Annotated in this window: 10 protein-coding genes; 3 read left to right on the forward strand and 7 right to left on the reverse strand. The window is 45.5% G+C overall.

What is annotated here, in order from left to right; translation table 11 throughout:
- The first annotated feature begins 103 nt into the window (after positions 1-103).
- A complete protein-coding gene (locus tag HRQ91_RS02490; RefSeq protein WP_210120109.1) occupies positions 104-868 on the forward strand; it encodes a DeoR/GlpR family DNA-binding transcription regulator in 765 nt (254 codons plus the stop codon).
- 4 nt (positions 869-872) lie between these two features.
- Here the strand turns inward: HRQ91_RS02490 and uvrC are convergent, their stop codons facing one another.
- Complete coding sequence (gene uvrC, locus HRQ91_RS02495; protein ID WP_210120110.1) at positions 873-2,834, reverse strand: excinuclease ABC subunit UvrC; 1,962 nt, start codon at positions 2,832-2,834, stop codon at positions 873-875.
- A gap of 10 nt (positions 2,835-2,844) precedes the next feature.
- On the opposite strand from uvrC, the gene HRQ91_RS02500 reads away from it, so the two are divergent.
- Together HRQ91_RS02500 and HRQ91_RS02505 are read left to right on the forward strand one after the other, a co-directional pair.
- Positions 2,845-4,347, forward strand: a complete 1,503-nt coding sequence (locus tag HRQ91_RS02500; protein ID WP_210120111.1) for a fibronectin type III domain-containing protein — start codon at positions 2,845-2,847, stop codon at positions 4,345-4,347.
- A gap of 16 nt (positions 4,348-4,363) precedes the next feature.
- Positions 4,364-7,399 (forward strand): tetratricopeptide repeat protein, encoded by a 3,036-nt coding sequence (locus HRQ91_RS02505; protein WP_210120112.1) that lies wholly within the window; start codon positions 4,364-4,366, stop codon positions 7,397-7,399.
- A gap of 186 nt (positions 7,400-7,585) precedes the next feature.
- Here the strand turns inward: HRQ91_RS02505 and HRQ91_RS02510 are convergent, their stop codons facing one another.
- The 6 genes from HRQ91_RS02510 to HRQ91_RS02540 form a co-directional block, all read right to left on the reverse strand.
- Positions 7,586-8,731 carry a M24 family metallopeptidase gene (locus HRQ91_RS02510; RefSeq protein WP_210120113.1) on the reverse strand — a complete coding sequence of 382 codons (1,146 nt, stop codon included), beginning with the start codon at positions 8,729-8,731 and terminating at the stop codon, positions 7,586-7,588.
- The gene (gene murJ, locus HRQ91_RS02515) at positions 8,728-10,323 is read right to left on the reverse strand and encodes a murein biosynthesis integral membrane protein MurJ (protein WP_210120114.1); all 1,596 of its coding nucleotides are present in this window, start codon (positions 10,321-10,323) and stop codon (positions 8,728-8,730) included. Before murJ ends, HRQ91_RS02510 begins: the two co-directional genes overlap by 4 nt.
- A 95-nt stretch (positions 10,324-10,418) precedes the next feature.
- Positions 10,419-11,459 (reverse strand): formylglycine-generating enzyme family protein, encoded by a 1,041-nt coding sequence (locus HRQ91_RS02520; protein ID WP_210120115.1) that lies wholly within the window; start codon positions 11,457-11,459, stop codon positions 10,419-10,421.
- Positions 11,460-11,952: 493 nt separating this feature from the next.
- The gene (locus HRQ91_RS02525) at positions 11,953-13,044 is read right to left on the reverse strand and encodes a formylglycine-generating enzyme family protein (protein ID WP_210120116.1); all 1,092 of its coding nucleotides are present in this window, start codon (positions 13,042-13,044) and stop codon (positions 11,953-11,955) included.
- Between the two features lie 189 nt (positions 13,045-13,233).
- Positions 13,234-13,944 carry a DNA-binding domain-containing protein gene (locus HRQ91_RS02530; protein ID WP_210120117.1) on the reverse strand — a complete coding sequence of 237 codons (711 nt, stop codon included), beginning with the start codon at positions 13,942-13,944 and terminating at the stop codon, positions 13,234-13,236.
- A 535-nt stretch (positions 13,945-14,479) separates the two neighbouring features.
- Complete coding sequence (locus tag HRQ91_RS02540; protein WP_210120119.1) at positions 14,480-15,592, reverse strand: DUF4172 domain-containing protein; 1,113 nt, start codon at positions 15,590-15,592, stop codon at positions 14,480-14,482.
- Positions 15,593-15,650: the final 58 nt, after the last annotated feature.

Here is a 15,650-nt window from a genome sequence, read left to right on the forward strand (position 1 = left end):
AAGCTAAAATGTTTTATCCGAAAGGGGCGGCTATGATCTTACGGTCTTGTAATTTACGGCCCCTTCTTTATTCGAAGTTATTTTAAATTTTATCAGGAGACATATGATCCCCGCGCAAAGGCAACAGCAAATAATTTCTCTCATAAAGGGTTCGGGACACGTACAGGTAAGCGCGCTTGCAAAGACGTTCGGAGTAAGCGAACTTACCATAAGGCGCGACTTGAAAATTCTAAGCGACAGCGGACTTTTGACCCGCCGTTTCGGCGGAGCCGTGCTTTCAAAAAATTTTTTGCAGGAAATCGATTATTCGGAAAAGATTAACGAATTCATGGAAGAAAAACATGCGATCGGTAAAAAAGCTGCAAGTTTGGTTGAAGACGGCGATATTATATGCGTAAACGGCGGAAGCACCGCCGTATGCGTAGTTGAAAGTCTTTTAAATACCAACAAACAGATTACGATTATTACCAACAATATCGATATAGTCCGATTTTTAGATAAGGATGAAAAGGCGAATATTGTTTTTACAGGCGGAATTTTTAGGGCAAAATCAAGAAGCATGAACGGCTTTATGTCTTCGCTTGTGCTTCAGAATATCTGGGCAAATAAAAGCTTTATAGGATTGGACGGATTTTCGATCAAACACGGATTGACCGTTAATGTTTATGAGGAAGCGCTTATAACCCAGACCATGATAGAAAGAACTACCGGCAAGGTTTACGCCGTAACCGCAGGAAACAAGATAAATGTCGTGTGCAATTTTAAGGCTGTCGGCGCCGATCTTATAGACGCTGTAATCACGGACGGAACCGGCGGCCAGCTGCTTGAGACCGAACCTGACGCTCCCGAAATAATAATCGCGGAATGAAAGCCTAATCTTCGTGTGAATATTCTTTTTCGCCTTCTGCAGCGAGCAAGGCTTTTGAAGCGAGTTCCGATGCGTACTGTGAAATTTCCGCTTTTTGAACGGTCGTAGCCGCCGTTTGTAAAATTCTTTTTGCTTTTTCTTTTTTTTGAGTGCGGATCGCAAAAAGTTCCTGCGCGGACTTTATTATCTCTTTAGCCTGATCTTCGTTTACGCCAAGAAGTTCCGTAATTTGCGCGGGTTTTACCGTATGAAAATTTTCAATAGTCGTAAATTCCTTTAAAAGGATGCCGGCTCTCGTTTTGCCTACATGCGGAAGTTCGCTGAAAATGCTTACGGTATTTTCTTTTGTGCGGAGCCTTTGATTCCTGCTCGTGGCAAATCTGTGCGTCTCGTCGCGTATGCGCTGCAAAAGCCGCAATGCGTCGCTGTGTTTGGGCAAAGACATCGGGACGCTTTCTCCCGGGCGGTAAATTTCTTCGTCGCGCTTTGCAAGTCCCGCAATGGGAATGTCAAGGTTAAGGGCTGCAAGAACTCCTTTTACGGCGTTCACCTGTCCGATTCCTCCGTCTATCAATATGAGATCGGGAAGATCAGATTGTTCGTTTACAAGACGCGTATAACGCCTTGTAGCGGCTTCCCGCATTGAAGCAAAATCATCTATAACGCCGTCGGTTGTCTTAAGCCTGAAATACCTGTAATTTTTTTTGTCGGGGTTTCCGTTATAAAAACTTATAAGGCTTGCCACAGGAAATTTTCCGCCTATGTGAGCAATATCAAAACCTTCTATGCGAACGGGCAGATGTTCCAGACCTAAGACGGCTTTTAGTTCTTCAAGGGCGGGTATGTCGCCGCGTTCGCGCAGCCTTCTTATCGTGTCTTCATGGGCGTTTTCAAAGGCCATATTCATGGCGGCCTTGTGCCTGCTTGCGTTTTCCATATTGTCTTCAATGGGAATTATGTTCACATCGGCGTCGAGAGTTTCTTTTATGCGGCGTGAAATGAATTGCAGAGCGTTGCTCGTCGGTACGAAAATATTAGGAGGAACGTCGCTTTTTTGAGTGTAATACGCATTTATAAATTCAGGGATAAGATCTTCGTCTTCATTCAAACTTGCAGTTCTGTAATTGTCGCGGCCTAAGAGTTTTCCTCCGCGCATTTTGAGGACGGTAAAACACACTAGCTCTCCTTCCCTATAGAAAGCTACGTAATCGCGGTCTTCCGTTCCAAAGTCTTCGACTATGTTTTGATTTTGCATTACGGCAAAGGCTTTAAGTCCGTCGCGAAGTCTAGCGGCTTTTTCAAATTGAAGATTTTTTGCGGCCTTTTTCATTTCCTCCGTGAGTTTATCGCGATGTTCTTTATCATTTCTTTCAAGAAGGCCTGAAATTTCGCCGAAAAATTCATTATAGGACTCTTTTGAAATTTTTGAGCAGCACGGCGCCTTGCATTGTCCTATGTGGTAATACATGCAGGGATTTTGGCGTTTTTTTAAGACCTTGCAGTGTCTTATGGGATAAAGCTTGTAAAGGGTGTCTATAAAGGTGTCAAGAGCGCCCACGTCGGGGAACGGACCGAAATATGTTGAACCGTCATGCTGTATATACCGTGTTTTAAACAGACGCGGGAATTCTTCGTTGGTAATCCTAAGAACGGGGTAGGATTTTCCGTCTTTTAGATCTATATTATACCGCGGTTTATGCGTTTTTATGAGATTGTTTTCAAGAAGAAAAGCTTCATATTCGTTTGCCGTTGTAATATACTCAATAGTTTGAGAGCGGGAAATGAGTAAACGCGTTTTAATATCCTTGCGTCCTGAAAAATATGACGAAAGTCGGTTTTTGAGGTTTTTTGCCTTGCCGACATAAATGACGGTTCCCTCAGGGTTCCGCCAAAGATAAACTCCGCTGGAGGAAGGGGCTTGCAATGCGGTTTGATGTAATTGTTGATATACCGTATTTGCGCTCATAATATTCACTATGAAAAAAATACTGATTTTGGTAAGCGTTTGTCCAGTGTTTTTGGTATATAATCTTTTTGCAGTTCCAAAAACGTTGACTCTAGGCGGAAAGGAAGGCTGGGGCAGCATTCAAAAGGCGGACGGCGTTGTTGAAGGCAAAGGAAGATTCGGTTATTCAAGCATAGAACTTTCGCGCAATTCGCCTCCCGTTTCGGATTTTACGGATCTGTTTCTTGACTTTGAAAATGCTGCTATGACCGATTCCGTCGGAAATTATGAAATCTCTGCAAACGATCTTGTTCTTACGGATAATTGTATCATGGGCAAACGGGCGGCGTTAAGCCGCGGTACGGGGAAAGGAATGCTCTTATCGGGTAAAAGAGGAACCATGTTCGGCGGGGCGGGAAGAATAGGCTCTTTTTCCATAGAGTTTTGGATCGCTCCGTCTATCGCCGAAAACGGCGAGCGGCTTTTTTCGTGGCGATCTTCCAGAACCGTAGCAGGTTATCCGATATACCAGACTATTACGGCGACGTTTTTTAACAATCGGCTTGAATGGAAATTTTCGAATGTGTTTGAAGGATACTCGAAAAACGACGGCGAAGCTGTAATTTCCGGAAAAAAAATAATAATTCCGGACGTTTGGTCTTATCATAAAATCAGTTACGACGAAGAATTCGGATTGCTTGAATACAGGGTTGACGGCATAACGGAAGACTTAAAGTATATTACTTCCACGGGGCGCGAAGGAGGCGATACTTATCGCATGATTCTGGGAGTGCCTGCCGACATATCGCTGTGCCCGCAGTATACGGGGCGTATGGATGATTTTCGCATAGTAAAAGCGCTGCCGGGGGAAATCTCCGATGATGCAAAAGAAGATTTTGTTACCGTACGCGATATGTATAAGATCGACGGCGGCCGTTTTGAAACGGAACCGATGCGCGTGCAGCAGGGGTCGGTTCTTACCTCGGTGGAAGCGATTGCGGACGTTCCGCCTCAGACGGAAGTTCAGCTTTATGTGCGCGGCGGCGAAAACAAATTCGGCTGGACGGATTCTTATCCTCAGTGGATCCATGTTGAAAGCGGCAAAGCCGTTTCAGGGATAAAGGGCGGATTTTTTCAGCTTGCGGTACAGCTGTATCCTGACGGCGGCGGGCGTACTACACCGTCGGTTACACAGGTGATTTTAAACTACGATGAAATCTCGCCTCCGCTGCCTCCTCTTTTTGTTCAGGCTGAAGCTGGCGACGGTTCGGTTACCTTAAGTTGGGACCATTCCGCTGATGACAGTGCGGGCGGATATTATGTATATTATGGGGAACGCCCCGGTGAGTATTTGGGACGGTATGCGCTTGAAGGCGCTTCTCCTATAAATACGGGAAAATCCACAAGCCTTACACTTACGGGACTTAAAAACGGTGTTATCTATTATTTTGCCGTATCGTCGTGGTCGGCTTATGATGACAGGATAAACGGGATGCTTTCAAAGGAAGTTTTTGCCCGTCCGAAAAAACAATGAACGAGCAGGAGCGCATATGTCAAATACTGAAGTTATCCTTAAAAGAGCCGATGACGCGACTACGGCTCGAGATTTTTCTCTTGCAATAAGACTGTATAAATCTCTGCTTTCAAAAAAGCCCGACAGCAAAATCCTCATGTTTAAGCTGGGCTCTACATATGTCAAAAGCGGAAACGATGAAAAGGCGCTGCCTTATTATCAAAAGATCATAGCAATCGATCCCAATAATTTTAACGCTTTGGTAGATCTCGGCGGTATTTACCGGCGCATGAAAAGGTTTGAAGATTCGCTTTCGGTTTTGCAAAAAGCCGAAAAAATCAACAAGTCGGATCCGCAGATAAACTACAACTTCGGTTTTACATATAAATTTATGGGCGAGTATGAAAAAGCTTTAAGCTGTTTTCGTGCTGCAATAGAAGAAAATCCCAACGATGTTCTTGCCTATAACCATATGGGCGTGATATACGCGCTTCGTAACGATCACGTCGCTGCAGTCAGTATATATCGCCGCGGTCTTAAGATCGATCCGAATCATCCTGTTTTGAATTTAAATTTGGCGGAAAGCTTTGAAGCTTTAAAACAAAACGATAACGCCGCTGCGGCATACAAGGCGGCGTTGCGGGCGCGGCCTGGCTGGCAGGAAGCCATTGAAAAATATGCGAAACTTCTTTTGCGCACAAAACACAGAAAGACTACGGAACGCATGTTAAGCCAAACCCTTGATTTTGATTCGAAGAATGTGAATTTGCACATACTTATGGGACGTTGTCTTTCCTCCCAAAGCGATTACCGTGCGGCCTTGGATTCATATAACAAAGCTCTTGAAATTGACGCCGGATCAAAAAAAGCCGTTTTGGGAGCAGCCTTGATGAATGAAAAACTCGGCGTTAAGGCGCGTTCGGTTGAGCTTATGCAACAGCTTGAATCCGCCGAACCGGACGATATTGACATTAAGGAAAAATACGCTCATGTGCTTTTGAGTTCGGAACATTTTGAAGCCGCGTTGAAAAGGATAAATACTGTTTTAAAAACATCTCCTCAGAGATTACAAGCGCTTAATTTGCTCGGACAGTATTATCTGTGTGTAGGAAACGACGGTAAAGCGGAAGAGACATACGCCGAAATCGAATCCGTAAATCCTTCGTATGCCGATTATTTAAAGGATGCTTCTCTTCGCTGCCAACAGATCGGCAATACAACAAAGGCCAAGCGCTATATAGATAGATATCTTAAGATAAAGCCTACGGAACCGTCGGGACTTTTGATCGCTGCAACCATTTCAGAAATTTCCGATGCGGCGTCAACGGCTTTAGCCTGTTATCATAAGGTTTTAAAATATGACAGATACAATGCCATAGCTCTTGAAGCCGTAAAACGGCTCGGCGAAAAAGTGACGGAAGAAAATCTTAGAAAGGCGGAAGAGGAAAAAGAAATGGAAGAGATCGATTTTGAAGATGATATTCCCGCCGTTTCAATGGACATAGACGAATCGCTTTTTGAAAATTCTCATAAAGACAAAAACGGCAATGATTTTGAATCCGAGGAATTTGATTTTGACGCGTGGGGCAACGAACATCCTGTTATTGCGAAAGACGAAGGTCTCGAGTTTGCGGATGACGAAGACATTGAAGACGACGATGAAAAGCCCATAGGCTTGAATAGTTTGATAGATGACGGCGGCCCTGTTGAACCCGACAGGAAACCGCAAAGAAGAAGCGGGCCGTTTGACGAACCTGCCGACGGAAGAGGCGGATTTGAAATGGAAGATATCGAAGACGACGACATATTGGGTTTGGGAGAACAGTCAAAACCCCGGTCGCTTCCCGAAAGGACGCCCGACAGGACTCCTTCTCAGAGAGCGCCCGAAAAACCTGCAAGCTCTGACGATTGGGAAGAAGACTTAGGCGGTTTTACAGATGACGATTATAAAGAAGACGATACCGGCGATAAAAAAGCCGATTTCGGCACGGATTCAGACGCTAAAGGATCCGAAGATTTTGACAGTCTTGCAAAGGAGGCCTCCGAAGAAGCGATAAAGGCCGCTGCAGAAGCAAAAAAATCGGCTGAAGAAGCGCAGGAAGCTGCACAGGCCGCGCAGGAAGCGGCGGAGAGTGTAAAAAATGCGCAGGACGAAGATGTGCCCGCCGAGCTTAAGGAAGCCTATGACGGTTCCGACTATGACGAGCCTTTAGCCAAAAATGTCGAACTTCCCGTTGAAGACGAAGAAGTTCTTGGCGACGAGGATGCCGAAACCCTGTCCGAAGATGAGTCTGCCGTGTTTGACGAAGATTTTGACATCGAAAATGCAGAAACATTAGCCGACGACGATGAAGTTTTGTCCGATGAAAAAGATATTGGCGCGGATGACACGGAGATTGCGGACGAAACGACAGATGAAGACATGGAATTCATTCCGCCTGAAGACTTGATTGCTGACGATGAAGAGCCGTCCGATGCGGGTATTATTTACGACGAAACGGAAAAGGCCGTCGGCGGTTATGACGAAGAACATGAAGAAGGCGATGATGTCTTATCTGCTGACGAACCGGCGGATGAGGATGCCGAACTTTCCGCCGTGCCCGAAGAAGATGCCGACGTCTTGGAGGACGATCTTTCACCTGCGGAAGACGACTTAGAGGATATTCCGGGCGATTTTACCGAAGATTCCGGCATGGACGAAACGGCGGAAAATAAAACCGAACTTCTTAAACTTTTTCAACGGCTTCAAATGCTCAGTTCCTGTCTTCCGCCCGAAAAAAAATCCGTCTTTATGGAAAGCATGGATAGGATCCGCATGGATTATGTGGTTTCAAAACTTGAGGGCAGGCATGGCCTTCTTGCAACCGCACAGGAAATACGCGGATCCGATCCCACGCTCGAACAATCAACCGAAGAAGCGCATGATCCGGAGCTTTCGGGAGCCGGTTTAACTTCCGCAGTGTTGGATATCATGTCGGAAATGTCAGACGAGCTTACCGATAAAACGCTTACGGCGGCTTTAAACACGATTTTAAAAGAGGCTAAGGAAAATTTAAAAGACGCCGCTGAATAGGCGCGGCGCTTTTAATTTCGAGTTTTCTATTGAAAACTCGTTTATTGAACTGTGCGCAAAAAGCGCACGAATGCAACAGTCTTCAAAATTGACATTTTGTTCGACTGTTGCATTTTAAGGAAAGTTTAACTTCGATCGCTGAAATATCGCGGTCTCGTTAAACGACGAGTTTCGGGCAAAACAGGCTTACATTCGTATTATTCTTGAATGAGTCAGAACCGTGTTTCCCTCTTCGGTGATCAATATGTCGTTTTCCAGTCGGACGCCGCCTGTTATGGGGTTGTATAATCCCGGCTCGAGAGTAACGACCATTCCCGGAATAAATTTTTTTTCTGCGGAAGAGCGTTTGCTTACAAAGGGTTCTTCATGAATTTCAAGACCGATTCCGTGTCCCAAAGAATGCGGCATCGCCCGCTTTGCTTTTGAAAATATTTCTTCCGCCTTTGCGGACGCTGCGATAATCGGAACGTCTTTTTTATAAAGTTTTAAGCATTCGTCGTAAGCTTTTTGCACCAACTTTATCTGCCGTTCCGCCGCGGCCGAAAGTTTTCCTTTTGCTACGGTCAACGTAACATCGCTCGTATAACCGTCGTAAACCACACCGAAGTCTAAGATGGAAAGTCCGTTTGTAGGCCATTGCCCGTCCGTATAATTGGGAAAGCAGTGAATGGCAAAACTGCGGGCGCCGCCTGCCGCAAGCGTGTCGAACCCCGTTTTTTCACATCCGTTTTTGCGGCATTCCGCTTCGATAAAAAGAGCCGCGTCCGTTTCCGTTTTTATATCGCCGGATCTTATTTTTTCTTCGATAAGATCAATAATCTTATCTGTAACGCGAGCGGCGTTTTTTATGCACTCGACTTCGTAATCATCCTTTATCGCACGCATGGAACGTGCTTGCTGGTGCAGGCTGTTTTCCCTGCATCGAACATCCCATCCCGAAAGCGTATCTATGTATTGCAAAAAAAGCGGATAAGGCGTACAGTCCGGAAGTTCCGCTACGAGTTTTCCTTGAATGTTCATGGAATTTAAAACGGCTTTTACAGCCCTTGTACTCTGCCTTTCATACTGAGAATAGGCGATAATGTTATCGACGTGAGCGTGACATTTTGCGGTATTTTCATCCCACGGAATTAAAAAATTTTTTTCGTCGTCAAAGAATATGAATAAGGCGTCTGCCGGGTGCCCGGTAAAATATCTTACGCACGCGTCGCGTCTGGATTCCGTATCTTCAAAAATTGCAGCCGTTATCCCGTATTTTTTCATCTGTGCGGCAAGTTTTGCCCTTCTCTGAGCGTATATTTTTTGTAACCGGTCGTCCTGTATTGCGGTCATTTTTTTCTCCCGATCTTGTGAATGATTATTCGCGCTATATTGTCTTTACTGATTACAAGCAAAATTATTCCCGTCGTGCTGAAAACCGCCGCCGTTATAGCAAGCGGCAGCCCGTAGGCTATGAGTTTTGCACGGCCTGAAAAGTGAACTCTTAGAAATTCCAGCGTAAAAAACGCGGGAATCGCCGCTGTTGCAGAAAAAAAAGTCAATTTTGCAAGATATAAAAGCGATGACTTTACGATCTTTGCCACACAGATTGTTTTTATTCCGTTTAAAAACACAAATAAAAAAACGGTGTTGGCAAAACTTGCTATCGTCAAGGAGAGCGCGATGCCTCCGCCTTTCATCTTGCCGACAAGCAAAAACGCCAGAAAGATATTTACGGCAAAACCGAGTATTCCCGCCATGGTCGGTTTTTTCGTACACCCTTGGGCGTAAAACGCCGGCGCAATTACGCGGTTCAAGGCGATAAAACACAGTCCTAAAATGTGAAAATTAAAGGCTCTGAGGGTGAGCATAACCGACATTTGATTAAAGCGATTATTTTTGTAGATGAGTGAAATTATCTCCCGTCCCGAAACAAGAGAATAAAAAGTTACAGGAATCGTTATGAGCATTATGATTTTTACGGCATTGAGCAGCATATTGTTAAAGTTTTCCCAGTCTTCTTTTTTCGCCAGCCCCGATAAATCCGGAAGAATCACGGTGCCTATGGAAACGGCGAAAATTCCCAAAATAAGTTCCTGAAGGCGAAGAGAATATTGCAGACTCGAAACAATTCCCGTGCCTGCTTTGCCCGCCAAAGCTGTAGAGACTATGTCGTTTAACTGGTATGCGGCCATCCCTACGATAGTAGGCCCTATGAGCGTAATAACCTTTTTCGTTCCCGGATTTGAAAACGATTTTTTTAGAGGCGCCAGTTTAATCTTCCAATTTGTCTTTAAAACAAACGGCAGTTGAAAAAGCGCCTGTATTATTCCGCCTGTGACCACTCCTGTGGCCATAGCTCGTGCTGGATTTGCCGTATGCGGCGATAATATGTAAGTTGAAGAGATGACGACAATGTTGAACAGAATCGGAGTTGCGCCCGAAGGTGAGAAAATATTTACGCCGTTAAGTATTCCCTGAAAAAACGCCGCCGTAGAAATCACGAAAAGGTAGGGGAACATTATTCTTGTCAGGATAATTGTTTCCTGCAATGTCTGCGTGTCGGTTTTATTAAAAAAAAGTTTAACTATAAATGGAGTAAAGATCATGCCGAGCGTAACGAATATTGCCGTAATAAAAGAAGCGACTGTAAAAGTTGACGCTATAAATTCTTTAGTTTTTGCAGGATCGTTTTCTTCTACGTATCCTCGGAAAGTCGGAATAAACGCGACGGATATGCTGTTTTCCGCAAAAAGGCGTCTGAACAAGTTTGGGATCAAAAAAGCGATGGAAAAGGCGTCCGCCAGATGACCCGTTCCGAGAAAGGAAGCCTTTGTCATTTCCCGAATAAGCCCCAAAAGCCTTGACAACAAGATTAATATGGAAAGTTTTATACCCGCAGAAGTTAAAGATGTCTTTTTGCGCGGTTCAGCGATGTCGGACATATTTATTACAGCATATAGATGTTGGTTAAATTTTTCAATGATAATTCGACCGATAATTTCTTAAGGCGATTTTTCGATTTTCGGCGTTTCAAGTTTTATCTATAGGGGCGCCACGCCAAGCGGAAGCCAATAGAGGGGCCCTTGTCGTTGCCGTAGTTCCGTATGCCTACAGTGCAGGTCTTTGCACCCCAGTCCCAATAGCCGCCGCGTATAACACGGCGCTCGCCCGACGCGGGACCTTGAGGATCGGTAACCGCTTCGATTGTTATCGTTTCTTTATACCAATCAAAACACCATTCCAAGACATTTCCCGACATGTCATATAAACCAAGTGCATTCGCTCTTTTTTCTCCTACAGGATGAGTTTTACTTCCTGAATTACGATTATACCATGCAACCTCTCCTGTCTCATCCGTGTCCCACTTGTCTTTTGCTCCGCTTGCACTGTTCACTTTGGTAAGCCATACATCTCCGTATTGTGCCGCATTTGTGCTGTCGCTTCCCTGCCAGCGGGCTGCATATTCCCCTTCGGCAGCGGTAGGAAGCCTAAAGCCTTTTTTATCCATACGGGGCTCGGCATATTTGCAATCATCTTCTGCCGTTGCGTCTTTTAATACCGCATCATCATTTCTTCGGTATACGCATTGCTCTATTCCTTTTTCTTTTTCCGTATACGCATTACACCATACCATGCAGTCCCGCCAGCTTATAGTTGTTACAGGCTCATATTCGCTTCCTGTTCCGTCTTTGCCTTTTTGCCCTGGATTTTCAAATTTGTAACCATGTCCAGGTTGTACCGCCCAATCGTACACTTCTTTCCACAGTTTATAGGTTACCTCCGTCTTGCCCAGCATGTAGGTGCTTAATTTTACCGTGCGATCTTTAATAAATACGCCTTTCCACTCGGCTTCATTTCCGGGTAAGGTGTAGTCAGGGTCAAGGCCGACGATGCCTCTTGTAGGCGGTATTATTTTTACAAAATCCCCTGCATCTTCAAAAGAACCTACATCGGGCGGTGTGGGCGGCGTTCCGCCTCCTCCCGCGTTATTCGGGCAGGCGGTGAACATAATTGCGATGAACAGCACAAAAGCTGCTCCCAAAAAGGCGAGTGCCTTGTGTTTTGAACTTGTTTTCATCTTGAAAACCTCCTCTTTTAGGGGGAGAAAACACCTCGTTCAGAGCAAGGTTTTTCTCCCCCTATAACCCCCTCTTTTTCCCGCGCTGCGAACATGCAGCTTTTTTATGTACATTCAAACAATGCGGTATGTTCCGTACATGGATGTACGGAAAAGCCGTAAGTAATCGATGTTTTGGCAGGCGGTGAGCCTGCCAAAACTCGAGTTGGAAATCGGACAGGACGTCCGATTTCCATACCTGCCCCTAAGAACCCGTAGAAACGCGGGAAGGTTTGTTTATCTTTTTAGCTGCGAGCAATTTTTCAAAATTGCGAGCTAAAAACCGTCTGTATGCGATGTTTTGCCGTGAGGAAAAACTCGAAACTCAAAATCGGACACGGATGTACATTCTCCAACCGCTACGGATGGCGGTGGTTTCAAACTTCCAAGAGTTTTAGACGCAAGTCTAAAACTCTAAGATGAAAAATGTACAGGACGTACATTTTTCATCGGCTCAAGGCCGACACGCCAGGCGGAAACCAAGATTGCCGTTCCTGATGCCAGGACTGAAGTAGTCCCGCTTGCCCCCAGTGCAGTCGTACGCGTTGTAGCCCCAACTGCCGCCGCGCCTGACGCGGCTAGAGCCTGACGCGGCACCTTGAGGATCGGTAACAATACCACCTTGCTCATAAGCACTATCGTTTGATGCAGGGGCATCCTTATACCTATCAAAACACCATTCCCAGACATTACCGCTCATATCGTGTAAACCGAGTGCATTCGCTCTCTTTTTTCCTACAGGATGAGTTTTTCCTCCTGAATTACCACTATACCATGCAACGGCTTTTGTCTCATCCGCATCATTCCAGTCGGCTTTTGCTCCGCTTGCACTGTTTAGTTTGGTCAGCCATACATCGCCGTATTGCACCGCATTTGTTTTATCGCTTCCCTGCCAGCGGGCCGCATATTCCCACTCGGCTTCAGTAGGAAGTCTAAAGCCTTTTTTACTCATATCGGCATAGGCGGCATCGCAAGCAGCTGTATCAGTCGCATTTTTTAATACGGTAGAATCGGTTTTGCTTTTGCGGTATACGCATTGCTCATCGGAGCCCAGCTTTATTTGAGTATACGCATTACACCACACAATGCAGTCCCGCCAGTTTATAGTCGTTACAGGCTCATCTTCACTTCCGGTTCCATCACTGCCTTTTTGCCCCGCATTGGCAAATACATACCCATGTTCAGGTTTTACCGCCTCGTCGTAGACTTCTTTCCACAGTTTATACGTTACCTCTGTTTTGCCCAGCATGTAGGTGCTTAATTTTACCTTCCGGTCTTTAATAAATACACCTTTCCAATGAGCCCCAGTTCCGGGTAAGGTGTAGTCAGGGTCAACGCCCGTAATGGTTGCCCCTTGAATGTCTACAAACTCGTATACGATTTCAGGGGGTGCAGGCGGCGTGGCACTGCCCGAACCGCTTCCGCCCGCATTATTCGGGCAGCCTGTAAAGACCAATGCCAAAACTGCGGCTAAGATGAGCGCCGCGGCTCCCTTCGTTTTCAAAGCAAATGCTTTCTTGTTTTTGTTTGAGTTAAATTTTTTCATACATCTTCTCCCTTAAAAATATTATTTGAATTGGATTGAATTAGTCCCAATCCGAAAGGACATACTATAGAAATGCATGGGCTTATGTGCCCATGTTGTGTGGGGCTATGCACCCATGACTTACGGGTTTGTGCACCCATATTGTACGGGGCTATGTACCCATACAGTTTGAAGTTACGCACCCATACTTTACGGTACAACCGTAAGCGGTTTAGCAAAACGGCCTGCCTTTACGGCTTTAAGAGGCTTGCCGCCGCCTGAATGTTTGGAGCGTACTTCTATATAGTACGTTCCGGCCGCCAAATCTGCCGGAATTATTGCCATAACTCGCGCGGGTTTGTTTTCGGCGATAACCGAAGCGCGAACGAGATTGCCCGTTTCAGGGATGAAAAAGATGCCCTGCGCCGCGTCCTTTTGGTTGAATTTGAGCCTTGAGCCGGTAAGCTGCACCACGCCGCCCTTGGTCAGTGTTGTGTTTACCGTGCCCGATACTATGTCGGAAACTTCGGTGATGTACGGGTCGGTACTTGCCGTTCCCGTCTTTTCACACCTGATTTTGCCGATTGCGGCTTTGAGCGCAGTTCCCGCCGTCATGTTCAAATTGACCGTGTGCCGTTTTTTGTCGAAAGAGTCGTTCGCCCCATTGAACACGCCCGATATGCTCAAAGCTGTGTTCATGAGCGGCGTGTTGAGCGCGCTGCCGTCGGCAATGAGCGAGGCGCACACTTCGCCGTAGATCTGCAAAACCGCCGAAACGTCGGCCCGCGTGAGCGTGGAACCTTTTTGCATCATCAAGTCGATAATCTCGTCAAGCGTGTACGAGCGCACATCCTGCGTCTGCGCCATAAAGTCGTCCGGCGCAGCGGTAAGTAAGTTTTCACGAAGAGAGTACTTTAGCATAAATACCTCCTTTTCTGTAGGAATATCCGCTTTGCAGATGAAAGCGGATGTACAGGCAAACTATGGAAAAATAAAAAAACGCACAAGGGCGCAATACTGCCTTTGTGCGTTCTATTACGTGAGAAAAGTTGTGTGCGTTTGAGTGAAAATTTATGCGGGCATGAGTTAGGCGACCGACCGACCGACCGACCGACCGACCGACCGACCGACCGACCGACCGACCGACCGACCGACCGACCGACCGACCGACCGACCGACCGACCGACCGACCGACATTATTAGGCGCGTTTCATCTTTGTCAAGTACTTGGGCGGATTTTTGTGTGTTTTGCGCATTAAGCGCCGGCGGCAGTGCCCGCGATCGGCGTATAGCCGTTCGCAGCGCGATGTGTCGCGCGCTTTGCGCCGGAGATGGAGCTGTACTGGCGTCCTCATTATCGTGCATAAATCTCTCGTAACAATAAATTGCGAGACTGACTTAAGATGACTGATGTGTTTATCATACCGTTTTTCTCCGCAGATTTCAACTTTTATTGTTATTGCCTGTTTGCAACTTTTGAATTGAAAACATATCCCTTGTTTTTTCCGGCGTCGTCAGTAGGAATCAGGAATCCTTCCCGTACCAAATGCTGAATATCTCTGAATGCAACTGCACCGGAGCATTTTGTCATCTTTTTCCACTTATCTGTTGTCAGCTTTCCAAAGAAAGAGCCGTCTGCAAGTTTGTAGAGCATGCTCATCTCTCTTGAATTGAATTCATTCGGGTCAAGAGTTTTCATGAAAGCGGTTGTTGCGAGAGTTCTCATAAGTTCGATTCTGGATTGAAAAATACAATCTGCAACCATTTTGAGGAACCATGAAACCCAGTTTGAAATATCCATACCGGGATTATCTTTTGATACCTTTCGAATCTGATCGTAATAGGAGTTTCGGTTTTTCAGAATTCCGGTTGATATGTTGAATGCATGAAAAGCGTTATTTGAATTCATACTTATAATGTAATCGGCGATTGCCCGTGAAATTCTTCCGTTCCCATCCTCAAACGGGTGTATGATGATAAACCAAAGAGAGGCAACTGCCGCTTTGACAAACGGATTTAGAGTATTTGTGTCATTTATGAATGAAAGTAATCTTTCCATTTCTGAATGAATTTTTTCAGGCTTTACAGCTTCGTAGATGACTTCTTGCGTTTTTCCTGAAGTTTTCATAACATACTCGATGTCTTTTCTATAGTTTCCCATTGTCTTTGGACGTATTCCAGCCTTGTTTTCGAACAATTTTCTGTTCCACGTGAACAATCTTTCATGTGACAGCGGTTCATGGTTATCCAGCGCGTCGGTAACCATTTCAAAAATGCTTTGAGCATATGCGCTGTCCTTTGATTTTCCTGTAAATGCAACATCCAGATGCTTTGAAACAGAGGAATAGACGGAGTCGACATCTATCGATTCACCTTCGATTGAAAGGGAGGAAACGATGTCTGCTGAGAGATTTCTTGCAATCAATTGGTTTCTTGTCTGATTATCGATCAAAGAATAGGCAATGTCAGTCATCTGTTTTTCTTTGTTCAGATGACTCAACGCCGCCGCTACGGACGAATCTCCAAATTCAAAATTCGGCCAAGATTCGTTTTCCCAAATATAACTCATTAATACAGTTTAACACGTCATTTTTGAAGTGAAAAGCATTTACCATTCATTTTTGATG

The organism is Treponema parvum (assembly GCF_017893965.1).
GTDB classification, from domain to species: Bacteria; Spirochaetota; Spirochaetia; order Treponematales; family Treponemataceae; genus Treponema_D; species Treponema_D parvum.

Coding starts and splice junctions, on each gene's coding strand:
- HRQ91_RS02490 (WP_210120109.1), top strand. CDS start 104: ATGATCCCCGCGCAAAGGCAACAGCAAATAATTTCTCTCATAAAGGGT.
- uvrC (WP_210120110.1), bottom strand. CDS start 2,834: ATGAGCGCAAATACGGTATATCAACAATTACATCAAACCGCATTGCAA.
- HRQ91_RS02500 (WP_210120111.1), top strand. CDS start 2,845: ATGAAAAAAATACTGATTTTGGTAAGCGTTTGTCCAGTGTTTTTGGTA.
- HRQ91_RS02505 (WP_210120112.1), top strand. CDS start 4,364: ATGTCAAATACTGAAGTTATCCTTAAAAGAGCCGATGACGCGACTACG.
- HRQ91_RS02510 (WP_210120113.1), bottom strand. CDS start 8,731: ATGACCGCAATACAGGACGACCGGTTACAAAAAATATACGCTCAGAGA.
- murJ (WP_210120114.1), bottom strand. CDS start 10,323: ATGTCCGACATCGCTGAACCGCGCAAAAAGACATCTTTAACTTCTGCG.
- HRQ91_RS02520 (WP_210120115.1), bottom strand. CDS start 11,459: ATGAAAACAAGTTCAAAACACAAGGCACTCGCCTTTTTGGGAGCAGCT.
- HRQ91_RS02525 (WP_210120116.1), bottom strand. CDS start 13,044: ATGAAAAAATTTAACTCAAACAAAAACAAGAAAGCATTTGCTTTGAAA.
- HRQ91_RS02530 (WP_210120117.1), bottom strand. CDS start 13,944: ATGCTAAAGTACTCTCTTCGTGAAAACTTACTTACCGCTGCGCCGGAC.
- HRQ91_RS02540 (WP_210120119.1), bottom strand. CDS start 15,592: ATGAGTTATATTTGGGAAAACGAATCTTGGCCGAATTTTGAATTTGGA.